The sequence below is a fragment of the Sporosarcina sp. FSL K6-1540 genome, from assembly GCF_038620285.1.
GTDB lineage: Bacteria > Bacillota > Bacilli > Bacillales_A > Planococcaceae > Sporosarcina > Sporosarcina psychrophila.
The window spans coordinates 3406915-3423364 of sequence record NZ_CP152018.1; the positions used below are offsets into that span (position 1 = coordinate 3406915).

A 16450-nucleotide genomic window follows, 5' to 3' on the forward strand; every position below is an offset into this window, starting at 1 on the left:
AAAAAATCTGAACACAAATACGCCAAGGTGTATTCGATTAAGAAAGGTTGGATTAATTAATATGAGAAAAATAATCGTAGGTTCAAGAAGAAGTAAACTTGCATTGACACAAACAAACTGGTTTATAGACCAGATGAAAGCTGCCGGTGCTCCATTTGAATTCGAAGTGAAAGAAATCGTTACAAAAGGAGATCAAATCCTAGATGTAATGCTATCGAAAGTTGGCGGTAAAGGGCTTTTCGTGAAAGAGATTGAGCAGGCATTATTTGATAAAGAAATCGATTTCGCAGTACATAGCATGAAAGACATGCCAGCTGTTCTTCCAGAAGGACTTGTTATCGGTTGTATTCCTCCGCGTGAAGATGCGCGCGATGCATTCATTTCGAATGGTCATGTGAAATTCATGGACTTACCAGTAGGTGCTAAAGTTGGAACGTCTAGTTTACGTCGTAGTTCACAATTACTGCTTCTGCGTCCCGATCTTGACATCCAATGGATTCGTGGCAATATCGATACACGTCTGAAAAAAATGGTTGACGGTGAATACGATGCGATTCTTCTTGCGGCTGCCGGCATGAAGCGAATGGGCTGGAGCGCGGATGTGACTACGGAATATATGTCCGTTGAAGATTGTATTCCAGCAGTAGGACAAGGGGCACTAGCAATTGAATGCCGTTTTGATGATAAAGAGTTACTTGCAGAACTTGCGAAATTAACGGATGAAAAAACATGGAAAGAAGTTGAAGCAGAGCGTACTTTCCTAACTGAAATGGATGGTTCGTGCCAAGTTCCGATTGCCGGATTTGCGCAATATAACGGTAGCGAAGTCGAATTGACGGGCTATATTGCTTCTCCAGACGCAACACAAGTGTTTAAAAAGACTTTCTCAAGCACGGATCCCGTTGAAGCGGGTATGGAAGTTGCAAAAATATTGCGTGCCGAAGGGGCTTCAGAAGTGATTGAGAAAGTGAAGGCGGATATGGATGCGTGATCGTCAACCGCTGTTAGCTGAAACGGTCATCTTTACAGGGACTCCGAAGTCTAAAGATGTCTTTGAATTGGTAAAGCGCTACGGAGGGACGCCTGTTTCATTGCCGCTTATCCAAGTGGCGGAGTTAGTGGAACAGACAGATGAACTTCGTTTGACCGCTTGTCCGATGTATGATTGGTTAATATTCACAAGTCAAAGTGCGGTTGCGGCGTTTGGTGCAAAACTCAATCGTCATGGTGTTTCTTCGGAATCAATTCCAGCGAAAATAGCAGCCGTAGGCACTCGAACTGCAGAAGCGCTTGAAAAAATTGGTTTTACAGTCGATTTCATCCCAACCGTGTTCAGTGCAGATACATTCGTAAAGGAATTTAATCCTGCTGAAACAGATATTCGACGTATTCTTTTTCTACGCGGATCAATTGCAGGCGTCACCATCAAAGAGGAAATTCCTTTTGAAGTGGATGAATGGACAGTTTATGCGACAGAGCGTGCAAATGATTCCATCGATTCACTAGTAGATTTATTGCAACAACAACAGCATTTGAGCGTTTTATTCGCAAGTCCTTCGGCGGTTGAAGTTTTTGCTGAAGAAGTGGCTCCGCGGACAGGTTGGAACGGCTTTACAATCGGGGCTATCGGACATGTGACGGAAAAAGCATTGCTAGAAGTTGGTGCGGTCGTTCATGTTAGACCCGATACATACACACTTATGGATCTCGTCGAGAAATTGGCGGGGCGAAAGGAAGGGTAATTTTGGATACTTTACAATTCAGACGCAACAGACGTTTGCGCACATCAACTACATTGCGTTCTATGGTGAGAGAAACTGTTCTGAGGAAAGAGGACTTCATCTATCCGATTTTTGTTATAGATGGGGAAGACATCAATAATCCAATCGCTTCTATGCCGGGTGTGTTCCAGAAATCACTCGACCATTTTACAATTGAACTCGATGAAGTTGTGTCACTTGGAATTCCATCAATTATTTTATTTGGTCTTCCGGCAACTAAGGACGAATTGGGGTCGGAAGCTTATTCTGATCAAGGGATTGTCCAAAAAGCCACTCGTTTAGCGAAAGAACGTTATCCTGAACTTGTCGTCATTGCGGATACTTGCCTGTGCCAATATACAGATCACGGACATTGCGGTGTTCTAGAAGACGGTAACGTATTAAACGACCCATCATTGGAACTGTTGACGCGTACTGCAGTAAGCCAGGCGAAGGCAGGCGCGGACATCATTGCGCCGTCGAATATGATGGACGGTTTTGTAGCAGCTATTCGCCAAGGGTTAGACGCAACTGGTTTTGAGCATATCCCGATTATGTCATATGCAGTGAAATATGCATCCGCTTATTACGGACCATTCCGTGACGCTGCGGAATCTACTCCTCAATCAGGCGATCGCAAAACGTATCAGATGGATCCAGCAAACCGCATAGAAGCAATGCGTGAAGCGGAATCAGATGTTGCAGAAGGTGCTGACTTCCTAATCGTTAAACCGGCGCTTTCGTATCTCGATATCATGCGTGATGTCAAAGACAATTTTACATTGCCAGTAGTTGCATACAATGTGAGCGGCGAGTATGCAATGGTTAAAGCAGCAGCGCAAAATGGTTGGATTGATGAAAAAGCAATCGTTCTTGAAACGTTGACAAGTATGAAGCGTGCGGGTGCGGATCTCGTTATGACGTACCATGCGAAAGATGCGGCACGCTGGCTGGAGGAGAAATAATTGGGTAGAAATTATGAAAAGTCGAAACAAGCATTTGCTGAAGCGGTAAATCTTATGCCAGGAGGAGTTAACTCTCCTGTTCGTGCATTCAAATCTGTCAATATGGACCCGATTTTCATGAAGAGCGGAAAAGGCGCTATTCTTACAGACATCGATGGCAATGAATATATCGATTATGTACTATCTTGGGGTCCGCTTATTCTCGGTCATTCTGATCAAGACGTAGTTGAAGGCATTAAGCGCGTTGCAGAAACTGGAGCAAGCTTTGGTGCACCAACGTTAGCGGAAAATGAACTTGCGAAACTTGTTATTGAACGCGTTCCTTCAATTGAAATGATTCGTATGGTGTCATCCGGTACGGAAGCAACGATGAGCGCACTACGTTTGGCGCGCGGATATACTGGTCGCAATAAGATTTTGAAATTTGAAGGCTGTTACCACGGTCACGCTGACTCACTGCTCATTAAAGCGGGTTCTGGCGTTGCGACACTTGGCCTACCAGATAGCCCAGGTGTGCCTGAATCGGTTGCGAAAAACACAATCACTGTTCCTTATAACGATTTAGAAAGCATTAAAGTCGCAATTCAAGAATTTGGTGACGACTTAGCGGCAATTATTGTTGAGCCTGTCGCGGGTAATATGGGTGTTGTCCCACCTGAACCAGGTTTCCTTGAAGGATTGCGTGAGTTGACAGAGAAAAACGGCACGCTTCTTATTTTTGATGAAGTAATGACGGGCTTCCGTGTTGGCTATAATTGCGCACAAGGTTATTACGGTGTGACGCCGGATATTACATGTCTCGGAAAAGTAATTGGCGGCGGCCTTCCAGTTGGTGCATATGGAGGGAAACGTGAAATTATGGAAAACATGGCTCCTGCAGGAACGATTTATCAGGCAGGAACTTTATCAGGTAATCCACTGGCGATGACTGCAGGTATTGAAACGTTGAAAAAACTAACGCCTGCATCTTATGAACACTTCATTAAACTTGGTGATCAGCTAGAAGCCGGTTTCCGTTCGGCGGCTGAAAAGTTTGATATCCCGCACACGGTAAACCGTGCAGGCTCGATGATCGGCTTTTTCTTCACCAACGAAAAAGTGTCGAATTACGACAAAGCGAAAACGGCTGACCTTGAATTATTTGCTGATTACTATCGCTTAATGGCTGAAGAGGGTATATTCCTTCCACCATCTCAGTTTGAAGGCATGTTCCTATCAACTGCGCATACAGAAGCGCATATTGAGAAGACAATTGAAGCGTTCCATACGGTGTTTGCTAAACTTCGTGCGTAAAAAAAGCTTAGTCAATTCAAATGCGAATTCGATAGTTGTGTTTGTTTTCACATGTGTTGATTAACCAAAAACAACCAGTAAATAACTGAATCAAACACTATGCCCTTCGTGTACAGTTACCTCTGGATTGCTTTAGATTGAACGACCTCTATACGATTACCGAAATGTCTTGATGTGTAGGAATGCGACTCCGTCGCATTCCTGCACATTTTTTCCGATAATCGTATGGTGCTTATTCATCTATCGCTATCCAAATGCATAAGTACACGAAGTGCTAAAACTTTTCGGGACGAAAGAATAGCGGGGCTTCTTATCTGGATAGTAGCCGCCAAAAATACAATTTTGGCGACTGAAGCCTTCTCCATAGACTTGTCTTTTTTAGTTAAGGAAGAGTCACTTTCTTATAGTCCATCGCATGATAAGGTGCATACTCTTTACTAATAGTAAGCAAGGAACACATTGTACAAAGTGCTAGAGTGCCCGAAATTGTATCTTCGGGCACTTATAACCTATATAAAAAGTCATCTATTCTTTTTTCTAAAGTAGCTGTATTTTTCACTTGAACGTTGTAGGAACGCGACAGGCAACTATTCGTAACAGGATTACTGAAAAGGGTGTGGCTAGGAATGACGAAGTCATTTCTAGCCACACTTGCTCCTCGGTAAAGTTGTCATGAATAGTTCGTCAAAAGCGGACCGGAAATGATTCAGTGAAAATGGGGTTTTTCAAGCCTTTCTTACCTGTTCTTTATGCAAGAAAATGGTTAATCAACAGAAGTGGTTTTTTTTAATAATAAAGACAATATCCTCCGACTAGTTTACTGGTCGGAGGATATTTGCGTTCGATCTATTTAATCTTCTATTGTAACCATGCCGCGCATACAATTGTTTGTGAAGGAATAGAAGGAGGGAACAGGTATGGAGAAAAAACAGTGGTCAATGGAGGAAAGTTTCTATTTCCCAGAACATGCTGGTGTACCGACTGGTGTACAGTCAGTCACAGTGACGCCAAGGTATACTGAAGAGCGTACAGAAGACTCAGTCCGGTTGACAGGCATTTATCATATTGCGGCGAATGTCGAATTCGGTGAAGGGCTAAGGGCGGAGGAATGGGACGATTCATTTATCCTCATTGACGATGTCGAAGTGGATGGCAAAGACGGTTATTTTGAATACGCGGTACCGCTTAATATTGACTTGCCTTCAGTAGCAGAGAGCCCATTGGAGATTGTAACAACGCAAGCAACAGGTAAATCAGACGGACAAGGTACTTATGGAGTTGTCTGGAATGTAGAATGTACGTACACAGAAGCGGTTGCAATAGTGGAAGAGTCTGAGGAAGTGCAAGTAGCGGTCGCGGTTGCAGCGCCGATTGTAGCAGCAATTGACAGCACTCCGTTAGACGAGATGGACGAAGTGCTGTCGTTCATTGCGGAGCTTACGGATGGCATATCGACGACAGCCTACCGTTCAAATGATGTTTTTGTAAAGAACGAAAGCTAAACCACACAGGAAACAGAACAATAGAAAGTCGCCTGTCGTCGGTATGATCAATAATCGTACCAACTGAAAAAGGCAAATAGGGATAATGATTCCTTTACAGTAAAATCGACATCTTCGAAGCCAAGGAGGAAGTAGGTAAGGGTTATATCCTCTACGCATAACACAATCCTTTCGTTATATACTTGACGAGCAACCGGTTATTCCGTTACAATTATTGCAATTGCATATGGATGCGATGATTGGGATAGTACGTGAATGGATTAGACTAAAGAGAGGGTTCGAGTGCTGAAAGGACCTGTCGATTATTTACCGAATGTAACCCATGAGCAGTTTCCGTGAAAGTGTGTTCAAAAAGAAAAACATTTTTGAGCGTAGTAGCGGAAGCCGGTTTGAAGCCGTTATCGAAGTTTGAGGTGCACAGCTCTTTTGTGTGCACGAATAAAGGTGGTACCGCGAACAGCTCCTTCGTCCTTTAAGGCGATAGGAGTTTTTTTGTACCCAAAAATAAAGGAGGAAATAACATGTCAACTGAAAACAACACGTCGATGCCGACGAAATATGATCCACAGACAATTGAAGCAGGTCGTTACGAATGGTGGCTGAAAGGGAAGTACTTTGAAGCGCAACCAGAAAGCGATAAAACGCCCTATACAATTGTTATTCCACCGCCGAACGTCACAGGTAAACTTCACCTAGGCCATGCATGGGATACAACCTTACAAGACATCATGACGCGTATGAAACGTATGCAAGGCTATGATGCACTATGGCTTCCAGGAATGGATCATGCGGGAATCGCGACACAGGCTCGTGTTGAAGCAAAACTTCGTGAAGAAGGAACGACACGTTATGATTTAGGCCGCGAAAAATTCGTTGAAGAAACATGGAAATGGAAAGACGAGTACGCAGGACATATTCGTGCGCAATGGGCGAAACTTGGTTTGGGTCTTGATTATACACGTGAACGATTTACCCTGGATGAAGGACTTTCGAAAGCAGTACAGGAAGTTTTCGTTAAACTCTACAACAAAGGGCTTATCTACCGTGGCGAATATATTATCAACTGGGATCCGGCAACGAAAACAGCTATATCCGATATCGAAGTTATCCATAAAGACATACAGGGTGCTTTCTATCATATGCGTTACCCACTAGCAGACGGAACGGGCAGTATCGAAATTGCGACAACTCGACCTGAAACAATGCTTGGGGACACTGCGGTTGCAGTCCATCCTGAAGATGAGCGCTACAAGCATTTAATCGGCAAAACGGTTAAATTACCGATTGTCGGCCGTGAAATCCCGATTATTGCAGACGATTATGTCGACATGGAATTTGGAAGTGGTGCCGTGAAAATTACACCTGCACATGACCCGAATGACTTTGAAATCGGTAACCGTCACAATCTTCCACGTGTTCTTGTGATGAATGAAGACGGTTCAATGAATAAGCTTGCTGGTAAATACGAAGGAATGGATCGCTTCGAATGCCGTAAAGAAATCGTTAAAGACTTGCAGGAGATGGCTGTTCTATTCAACATTGAAGAACATAATCATTCTGTCGGTCACTCTGAACGCAGTGGTGCTGTCGTTGAACCGTATTTATCAACACAATGGTTCGTTAAAATGCAGCCACTTGCTAATGAAGCGATTAAATTACAAGAAGCAGAAGACAAAGTAAACTTTGTCCCGGACCGTTTCGAAAAAACGTATTTAACATGGATGGAAAATGTCCATGACTGGTGTATCTCGCGTCAACTTTGGTGGGGCCACCGCATCCCAGCTTGGTACCACAACGAAACGGGCGAAATACATGTCGGTCATGAAGCGCCTGCTGACAGTGAAAACTGGAGCCAGGACAATGACGTTCTTGATACATGGTTCTCATCTGCGCTTTGGCCGTTCTCAACAATGGGCTGGCCGGATCTCGACAATGAAGAATTTAAACGTTATTACCCAACAGATGCACTCGTAACGGGCTATGACATCATTTTCTTCTGGGTATCACGGATGATCTTCCAAGGCATCGAATTTACAGAACAGCGTCCATTTAAAGACGTCTTAATTCACGGACTCGTACGTGCAGAAGATGGTCGTAAAATGTCTAAATCACTTGGTAACGGCGTCGACCCAATGGATGTTATTGAAAAATACGGAGCGGATGCACTGCGCTACTTCTTGTCAACCGGTTCATCGCCAGGGCAGGACCTTCGCTACTCAACTGAAAAAGTTGAAGCCATCTGGAACTTTGCCAATAAAATCTGGAATGCATCCCGTTTCGCACTTATGAACATGGATGGCATGACTTACGAAGAAATAGATTTGACTGGTGAAAAATCCGTTGCAGATGCATGGATTCTGACAAGGTTGAATGAAACAATCGACCAAGTGACGAAACTTGCAGATCGTTATGAGTTCGGTGAAGTCGGCCGTGCACTTTATAACTTCATCTGGGATGATTTCTGTGACTGGTACATCGAAATGGCGAAACTGCCATTATACGGTGAAGATGAAACAGCGAAGAAAATGACACGCTCAGTACTGGCATACGTACTTGATAATACAATGCGTCTATTACACCCATTCATGCCGTTTATTACAGAAGAAATCTGGCAGAACCTACCGCATGAAGGCGAGTCAATCACAATCGCTGCATGGCCGGTTGCAGATCCTGATCTTACTGATAAAACGCGTGCAACAGATATGAAACTGCTGATGGATATCATCCGCGCAGTACGTAATATCCGTGCAGAAGTAAATACACCATTAAGCAAAAAAGTACCACTCTTTATTTCAGCTAAAGACGATGCAACTGTAGCCGTGTTGGAAGCAAATCGCAGCTACATCGAACGATTCTGTAACCCTGAGACATTAACGCTAGGCAACAACATCACAGCACCAGGCAAATCGATGTCAGCTGTCGTTACAGGAGCAGAACTGTTCTTACCACTTGAAGGTCTTTTGAACATTGACGAAGAGCTCGCACGTCTGACAAAAGAACTTGCGAAATGGCAAGGCGAAGTAAAACGCGTTCAAGGCAAACTTTCCAACGAACGCTTCATGTCAAAAGCTCCTGAAGCAGTAGTTGCTGAAGAGCGAGCTAAAGAAAGTGACTATCTAGAAAAATACGCGGCAGTAGAGCGTCGTATGCAGGAATTGAAGGAAATCTGATTTTAAAACGAAGAGACCTTGTCGCGAATATGCGACGAGGTCTTTTCATTTGATAAATTGTTCATCAAGTTGCTAAGAGGCTAGTAACTTGAATTATTGTTAATTCAGTTTTGATTATGAATTATAGAATATGGTAATATAGATTTATATCAGTCTATGAAGGTTTAATAATATAGTATAAAAATAGGGATTAGTAACTATATAAGGCGAAGTAAATATTTCTTTAGAATACGCTTCGGCTACATCTGTTAAGCGCCTTCGCTCAATTTTTACAAGTATCCATATGTTCAATATAAATAGCACGAATGAAAAGGATGGTAGACATGGAGAAGTTTAAACTTAAAAAGGCTTTGGGGGAAAATGGGCTATCACTTGTTGAAGTGCTTGCCTCTTTCGTTATTTTAACCCTCTTACTAACAACCTTCTTAATGATGTTTATACAGTCAGCTAAGGTAAATAAGGCATCTGAGCATATTATTGATGCGACTTATATTGCACAGACTGAGATGGAAAATATGTATGCGCTAAGTACAACTACTAAAAATGGTGCAAAAGAAGCGACTATTAAAGGTTTAGGTTATACAAATGGATTAGTTGAAAATGGTTGGATTGTATTTGGAAAAGAATACAATTCTGGTATTTTAATAAAAATTAAATTACAAAATAAAAAAGGTAACATGGATCGTGTATTAGTAGAAGTGCGTGGTATACCTGATGATAACCTTCAAGCCCAGATGGAAAATGTAGTAGTTTGGAGGGCTGATTAAATATGAAAAAGTATTTAAATAATGAAAGAGGACTTACCTTAATTGAGATCCTTGCAGTTATAATAATTGGCTCGATTATTATGTTATTAATTTCAAATGTTCATTTATTTGGACAGAAACAATATAAAAGCCAATCAGAAAAATCAAGGCATTTATTTGATGTTACTTATGCAGCGAAGGTGATTACGAAGGAGATTCGGAAAGCAGAAAAAGTGATGTTGAAAGATAATATATTAACGTTAACGTTAAATGATACAAACGAAACTGTATTTGAATTGCGAAATGATGCAATTTTGAAAAACACAAGCCCTTTTGTTTTAGGAATCTCGGAATTTATGATCATTCCAGCTGATGATAATAAGCGTAAACTTAAGATAAAAATTAATAGTTTAGAGCAAAATGGGAAAAATGAGTCTATTGAAACGGAAATTTACTTAAGAGAAGGTGTAATCGTTGAGATTAAGTAATTGGCAAAAAAATGAACCTATTAATAAAAACGAACTCGGATTTACTCTTGTTGCTGTATTAATGGTGCTTGTTGTATTATCCGTTCTTGGAGTAAGCGTTCTAATGATAACGTCGAATTTTGTGAAATTATCCGAGGGGGAGCGGGATGATCAGTCAGTTTTTTATATTGCCGAGGCAGGTTTGACGGTGGAAATGGCGGAAATAGAAGAAACTATAACTGAAGTCTATAATATTACAAAAACTGAAGCAGAGTTTTTTAATGCGCTTAATGCGAGAATTATAGCTGTATCCAAGCCTTCCTCAGCTACTTTTGAAAATATCCATGGGAAAGAAACTAATGCACGGATAGATGTAGAAGAATTAAATACAGGTAATCCAAGAGAATATAAAGTTGCTTCAGTGGGGATAATTGGAAACAGTACAAGAAAAGTTAAAGCTATCATATCAATAAATTGGTCAAAGAATAATGAAATAATAGATAATTTATTGTTTTATTCAAAAAAGTTTAGTTTTCATGGGACAGCAGTAAATGCAGTATCAGGAAGCGTCATTATGGATGGAATAGAAACGCATGGTTTAAATGGAGGTTCCAAACTAAATATAACAAATATGTATTTTAACGGACCTGTTAAAATAGATGGAGGTTCAGCATCTTTTGGCAGTGAAATAAAACCAGGGCATATATATGTGAAGGGGGACTTAGATTTTTGGGAAGGAAGAAGGAATGTATATGGTGATATAAGAGTAAATGGTAAATTTAGATTAAAGGATGCTGTCATCAATGGAGATGTATATGTAAATGGTGATTTGGAATTAGGGTGGACTCCAGAAATTAAAAAAAATATATATTATACTGGTAATTTAATAACTCCATCAAATTATAATCAGTCTTTATTAAGTAAAGTTATAAAGGTGAATAGCGTAGATAGTTTTACAATACCAATGGTTGATTTTGATTTAAAAGAAGACCGTTGGTATATAAATAATGGATATGTAGTTAAAGGTAACGAGACAGGAACCATTCCTCCTAATGCAAAAATGTTGGTTAATAATTATATAAATACTAATAATCAAAGTATAACAGGGCAAGTAGTTATTGTAAGTAAGGGAGATATAATATTAAGAGGAGGTAATGGATTTACGGGAGCGTTAATTGCCCCTAATGGAAAAGTTGAGTATTCAGGAGATGGAGTTTTTAATGGTGTAATTATATCCAAAAATGAGATTAGTTTACCTAAAGGTGGTAATACTATAAATTTGAAAAGTTTGAATGAAATATTTGGAAATAATATTCCATTAATGGTTGATAATAATTTGGGTGAAGGAAATGATGAAAATGGTTCGGCAGCAAAAGGTGTAAAAGTAACTATAAAATCAAGTATTAAAGAAGAATAATATAAATATCTGGTGCCTAATCCCTGGTGACACTCACTCAATTCAGACACAATTCATTGAGTTTTGATTCACGAGTGTCTGTCACCGTTTTCTTAGTTACTGGTTGTTGTATTATGGAAACATGAAGAACGTTGTCGGGGCGAAATGGTGACACGCACTCGGATGCCATTAGCAATATCACTACACAATTAAGATTATAAAAGAAGATCAGACATCTATGCAGATGACTGATCTTTTCCACGTTTACTCAAGTTGTTAGTCTTGGGTTACTCAAAAATACTTGCCACTAACTATTCTCCGGAAAGCTTCCTCTTGATATACATCATCAACTTTTCAGCCACAGAAAAATCATGCGTTGTATACAGCGATCGTGCCCCAACAGGATCCTCAATCTCATTCAACAGCCATCTCCCATCAGGCAACAACAAAAAATCAATCCCCACATAATCGCTTTTTATTGCTCGGGAAATAGTTTTCGCATCTTTTTCCTGCCAGCTAGAAAGTATGTATTTTTCGACGGAGCCACCAAGTGTGTAGTTTGATTTGAATGTCCCGTGGCCAGTGCGTTTTACGGCTCCGACAACGTCATTGCCAATCATAAATACGCGTATATCTCGGGCGCCGGATTCGATGAAGGGTTGGACAATTAGTTTTCGGTCGTGGAATTTGGTGAAAAACAACTTTGCGTCCGCAGTTGATGTACAAAGAAAAACTTCATTCCCACCATGGCCATCGACCGTTTTCAACACGCAAGGATACGAATTAATTTCTTCGATAGAACGAATTCTTCGCGTAGGCACAGCTGGAACGCCGAGCAGGGTAGCTAGTTCAAATGTCCGCAATTTATCGTTCGCAATTCGGTTTACTTCTGCTCGGTTAAATACACGGAAACCTTTAAGTTCAAATGTAGCAGCGCGTTCAGGATTGCGATCTCTAAAAAGAATGAAATCTGCATCTGAATTTGGTTTTTCATCTTCAACTAGCAATTGCAGTTCAATTCCAATTTTCTCAGATTCGATTATCAAAACATCAATAAACGCATGATTTCTAACTGATTCTGCCTTTGAATAATAAACATAGCCCTTCAACCTAGCTTCCTCAAAATATAGGAAATCATCGCATCCGCGACATTGATACCGGTCACATTGTAAATATTACGGATATGGGCGGCCGCATTGACCTCACAGACGAGGGGTTCTTCGTTGTCACCGAACAATAAGTCGACACCGGCAAACTCTGCACCGACTGCGTGGGCAGCTTGTATCGCTAACGCTTTCTGTTGGTCTGTTAGTTCGATTACTGTTGCCACACCGCCATTCGTTATATTCGCCCGGAAATCAGTTTCAGAGTGACGGTGCATTGCTGCTACAATCTCGTCCCCGACGATGTTCACCCGAATATCACGACCTCTGCTTGTTGCGATGAATTTCTGAAATACATAGTCGATACCGCCCAATTCATCCGTCTTTTCATAAAATTGCTCTTCTGTTTCAATCAAATACACTTTCATGCCGAATGAACCATGACCTTCTTTAATGACCATTGGCAGTCCTAGACGTTCCAATACTTGTTCATAGTAACCTGAATCTTTGATTGTGAAATACGGATACACTTTCGGTGCAATAATTGTTTCGGGCATCGCAATGCCCTGCTTCGAAAGTTCGAGATATTGTATGGCTTTATTATCACATGTTTCAATGACATCGGGATCGTTGAAAACAGGAATTCCTGAGTTTTTCAAGAAATTAGCGAGTAGAATATCTTTATCTAGAAAGATAACAAAATCGGGACGATTCTCTAAAACCGTATCCAAATTCATCATCACTTCATAGTTCTTCTTGAGTTCAGTGCAAACACCCGCGCGTTCCGCAGCTTCTTTCATCAGTTCAGCTTGATCCTTAAATTTATCGCTTGTTAAACTTCCATTATAAATAACCCAACAACTTTGCATTAGGAACCCTCCGGGAATGATATACTTTTTCTAACTAGATTCTAACATACGGAGGGATAGTTTTGATTCCAAAAATGAATGTATATAAAAAACGATGGGGAATTGATAGTGATGACTCTATTAAGCCTGGTCTTGAGGCAGTGCAGGAAGCGCTTGTAAAAATGGGTAGTCCCGAAAAACAATTGCAAGTTATCCATGTAACAGGGACGAATGGGAAAGGTTCTACGATTGCATTTATGGAAGCAATTTTGAAAGAGCATGGATTGTCGACAGGTGTTTTTTCGTCGCCAGCAATTATTGACATACATGATCAAATACGTATTAATGGGGAAGTGATAACGGAAGAGGAATTAGATAAATCATTTCAGGCGATGAAGGAAGCAGGATTGAGCGGGTTCCTGACAGATTTTGAATTGCTAACTGTAGCAGCATTTACAACGTTTAGACGACTTGCGCCCGATTATGTTTTACTAGAAACAGGAATGGGTGGACTGCTAGACAGTACGAATGTCGTGACACCACTTGTTTCGGTTATTACTTCAATAGCACTTGATCATACTGCGTTTCTAGGGACGACTGTTGCGGAAGTGGCAAGGCATAAGGGAGGCATTATAAAAAAGGGAATTCCTGTTGTAACAGGGCTGTTACTTGAAGAGGAAGCACTCAAAGTTGTCCGTACTATTTCAAGTCAGCAAGGTAGCGCCCTTTTTATGTACGGTGAGCGTTTTGATATGAAGGATGATTTGTTTAACGGAACTGAAACGTTCCAGTTGGCTGGACGAAAAATGAAAGGGCTGCACCAAGGTGTAAATGCCGCGGTTGCGATTCAATCACTTCTAGTGGCTGGCATTCAGCTTGCTGAAGAAGCGGTCTCTTGGGCAGTTGCTATCACGCAACTCGCACATCGTTTCCAGGAAATATCACCAGGGGTCTTCGTGGATGGGGCACATAATCCTGCAGCTGCAAAGGCGTTAGCAGCCACAATTCGTTCGGAGTTCCCGGGGGAGAAAGTGGACTTCATTATTGGGATGCTAAAAGGGAAAGACATTGAGAAAACGCTGAATGAGCTCATCCAAGTTGCGGCATCATTCACATTCCTGACGTTTCCACATCCTCAAGCGGCCACCGGCGAGCAATTAATGAAATATTGCCACCATGAAGTAAAAAAGGTGACAACTGCCGAAAGTAATACTATAATACTATCTAATGTAAGAAATAAGAAGAAAATAGTAACAGGTTCACTATACCTGTTGAGTAGTCTAATGGACTATCTAGAGAATTGATTACTCAAAAAACTTTTTTTGGGTAATAGTGACAAATGTATTATGGTCTGATAAACTTTTGAAGACTTCTACCTTTTCTGACTTATTTATTTGGGAGTGGATAATGTAATGAAGGTTGCAAATAGGTCCACTATACATTATTTTATTTTGTGGTTATTGACCGTTCCAACTGGATTGATTTATGTTTTTTTAAATTATCCTCCAGTGCAAGTAAACTGGATGTACGTGGCGGTTTTTATAGTATTCGGATTTCTCACTACCTATTTCCCGATATTATGGAACGGTATACCGATATTTCTAGTACTTTGGGTGACTGTACCTGCTTTTTTAATGTATGGACTGTTTATTGAAATGATAGTCATGCAAATTTCAATCCTTGCAATCCTTTTGTCATTACCGAGTAAGTTACAATTGCTACAACGTTTTTTTAATAACTCGATGCTTTTTACTTTTTTATCGATTATTGCCGCGATCTTTTTTGATATAGTGGGTGGGAAAATCGGCTCAATCGAATTTTGGCCAGTTATCGTTGCGGTGTTCTGCTATCAATTCATTCATACAGCATTCAACAACATAGTGCTGAGATTATATGCAATGTACAAAAAAGTTAACTCGCCTTTCTTTTCGAAAGATCTATTGGTCGACTATGCGATGATCCTGGTTGTTCTACCCTTATCACTCACGTTCTATTATTTATTGCAACTAGTTGGGGGAGGTTCCTTTTTTTTAATGGGAATTCCTTTTTTCTTTATCTCATTAATTGTCCGTCTTTATAATAATTCGGAAAAAATTAATAGTGATTTGCGGCAAGCGGGGGATATTGGTAACGGCCTTTCGGAATTATTAACGGAAAAGGCTGTAATTGACCAATTCGTCATGGAAGTGTCGGACATGTTTGATGCAGAGTATACGTATCTTTTTGACCATCAGGATGGTTGGCTAGAGCTCCTCCGTTCCTATGAACATGATAAATTCATTGATATCGATTTTGCCCTTTTATCTGCGGGACAAGGAATTGCGGGATCAGTTCTTGAACAAAACAAGCCAATCATCTATTCGGAAAGGAAAGAGTGGGAATCGATTTCAAAAGATTATTCGCCTAATGGAATGCAAAGTATACTTTGTGTCCCAATTTCACGGAACCAGAAAATCGAGGCAGTTTTGTTTTTGGCCTCAGAAAAGAAGGCATTCTTTGATGGCTATCAATTGAAAATCTTAGACTTACTATGTTCCTATTTCACTGTTTCGGTGGAAAAAGCACGCTATATGCAAGAAGCAGTTACAAAAAATGAGCGTTGTGCGTTAACTGGACTTTATAACTATAGGTATCTGGAGGAACGGTTAACGTATGAGATGGACAGGCTTAAAAACAACGCAATAAAAAATCTTTCAGTCGTTATGCTTGATATTGATCATTTTAAACAAGTGAATGATACGTATGGGCATCAAAGTGGGAACGATATTTTAGGTATGCTTGCAAAGAGACTTGAAGCTGAACTCCCTATTGGTGGGACAGTTGGCCGCTATGGAGGAGAGGAATTCGTTTACATTTTGCCTGGTATTGCAAAAAAGGAAGCTGTGGAATTCGCTGAAAGTCTACGCGCTGAAATTGGTGAACATGATTTTACGATCGTTCCAGATCTAGTTGAGGATAAGCATCCGCTAGTCGTCCGTATTACATCGAGTATCGGTGTTTCATCGGCTCCAATTGATACGGATGAAGTGCTGACGCTTTTGCGCAATGCGGATCGTGCACTTTATTTAGGAGCCAAACAGGCAGGGCGAAATAGGGTTGCTGAATATGTGAAATGAATTAATGAAAGGTAGTGCCAGGGGAAATGGAGATATCTAAAAGGTTTCAGATTAGCACTTTAATAGCGTGGATTGTTATCGTTC

The 16450-nt window shown here is 40.8% G+C and carries 13 protein-coding genes and 1 other annotated feature; of the genes, 11 read left to right on the top strand and 2 right to left on the bottom strand.

The genetic code is table 11. The features are described 5' to 3' along the window. Positions 1 to 61: 61 nt before the first annotated feature. The 9 genes from hemC (at position 62) to MKY15_RS16115 (ending at position 11320) form a co-directional block, all read left to right on the top strand. Positions 62 to 991, top strand: coding sequence for a hydroxymethylbilane synthase (hemC, locus tag MKY15_RS16075; RefSeq protein ID WP_067208071.1), 930 nt, complete (start codon positions 62 to 64; stop codon positions 989 to 991). Continuing rightward, entirely contained in the window at positions 984 to 1742 is a 759-nt protein-coding gene (locus tag MKY15_RS16080) for a uroporphyrinogen-III synthase (RefSeq protein WP_067208073.1), read from the top strand. The genes hemC and MKY15_RS16080 overlap by 8 nt, the downstream gene beginning before the upstream one ends. Positions 1743 to 1744: 2 nt before the next feature. Beyond that, complete coding sequence (gene hemB, locus MKY15_RS16085; protein WP_082786533.1) at positions 1745 to 2725, top strand: porphobilinogen synthase; 981 nt, start codon at positions 1745 to 1747, stop codon at positions 2723 to 2725. A gap of 54 nt (positions 2726 to 2779) precedes the next feature. After that, the gene (hemL, locus tag MKY15_RS16090; RefSeq protein WP_067213908.1) at positions 2780 to 4018 is read left to right on the top strand and encodes a glutamate-1-semialdehyde 2,1-aminomutase; all 1239 of its coding nucleotides are present in this window, start codon (positions 2780 to 2782) and stop codon (positions 4016 to 4018) included. A gap of 917 nt (positions 4019 to 4935) precedes the next feature. After that, entirely contained in the window at positions 4936 to 5520 is a 585-nt protein-coding gene (locus MKY15_RS16095; protein ID WP_342538003.1) for a hypothetical protein, read from the top strand. 226 nt (positions 5521 to 5746) lie between these two features. Beyond that, positions 5747 to 5996 (top strand) — a binding site (T-box leader). Between the two features lie 45 nt (positions 5997 to 6041). Beyond that, the gene (locus MKY15_RS16100) at positions 6042 to 8690 is read left to right on the top strand and encodes a valine--tRNA ligase (protein ID WP_342538004.1); all 2649 of its coding nucleotides are present in this window, start codon (positions 6042 to 6044) and stop codon (positions 8688 to 8690) included. A gap of 323 nt (positions 8691 to 9013) precedes the next feature. Then, entirely contained in the window at positions 9014 to 9457 is a 444-nt protein-coding gene (locus MKY15_RS16105) for a hypothetical protein (RefSeq protein ID WP_342538005.1), read from the top strand. Between the two features lie 2 nt (positions 9458 to 9459). After that, a complete protein-coding gene (locus MKY15_RS16110; protein ID WP_342538006.1) occupies positions 9460 to 9924 on the top strand; it encodes a prepilin-type N-terminal cleavage/methylation domain-containing protein in 465 nt (154 codons plus the stop codon). After that, positions 9911 to 11320 carry a PilX N-terminal domain-containing pilus assembly protein gene (locus MKY15_RS16115; RefSeq protein WP_342538007.1) on the top strand — a complete coding sequence of 470 codons (1410 nt, stop codon included), beginning with the start codon at positions 9911 to 9913 and terminating at the stop codon, positions 11318 to 11320. Before MKY15_RS16110 ends, MKY15_RS16115 begins: the two co-directional genes overlap by 14 nt. A gap of 290 nt (positions 11321 to 11610) precedes the next feature. Here the strand turns inward: MKY15_RS16115 and MKY15_RS16120 are convergent, their stop codons facing one another. Together MKY15_RS16120 and MKY15_RS16125 are read right to left on the bottom strand one after the other, a co-directional pair. After that, positions 11611 to 12408 (bottom strand): ATP-grasp domain-containing protein, encoded by a 798-nt coding sequence (locus MKY15_RS16120; protein ID WP_342538009.1) that lies wholly within the window; start codon positions 12406 to 12408, stop codon positions 11611 to 11613. Continuing rightward, positions 12405 to 13271 carry a RimK family alpha-L-glutamate ligase gene (locus MKY15_RS16125; RefSeq protein WP_342538010.1) on the bottom strand — a complete coding sequence of 289 codons (867 nt, stop codon included), beginning with the start codon at positions 13269 to 13271 and terminating at the stop codon, positions 12405 to 12407. The genes MKY15_RS16120 and MKY15_RS16125 overlap by 4 nt, the downstream gene beginning before the upstream one ends. 62 nt (positions 13272 to 13333) lie before the next feature. Between MKY15_RS16125 and MKY15_RS16130 the strand changes: the two genes are divergently transcribed. Further along, positions 13334 to 14554, top strand: coding sequence for a folylpolyglutamate synthase/dihydrofolate synthase family protein (locus MKY15_RS16130; protein WP_342538011.1), 1221 nt, complete (start codon positions 13334 to 13336; stop codon positions 14552 to 14554). 108 nt (positions 14555 to 14662) lie between these two features. After that, a complete protein-coding gene (locus MKY15_RS16135; protein WP_342538012.1) occupies positions 14663 to 16366 on the top strand; it encodes a sensor domain-containing diguanylate cyclase in 1704 nt (567 codons plus the stop codon). Positions 16367 to 16450 lie beyond the last annotated feature (84 nt).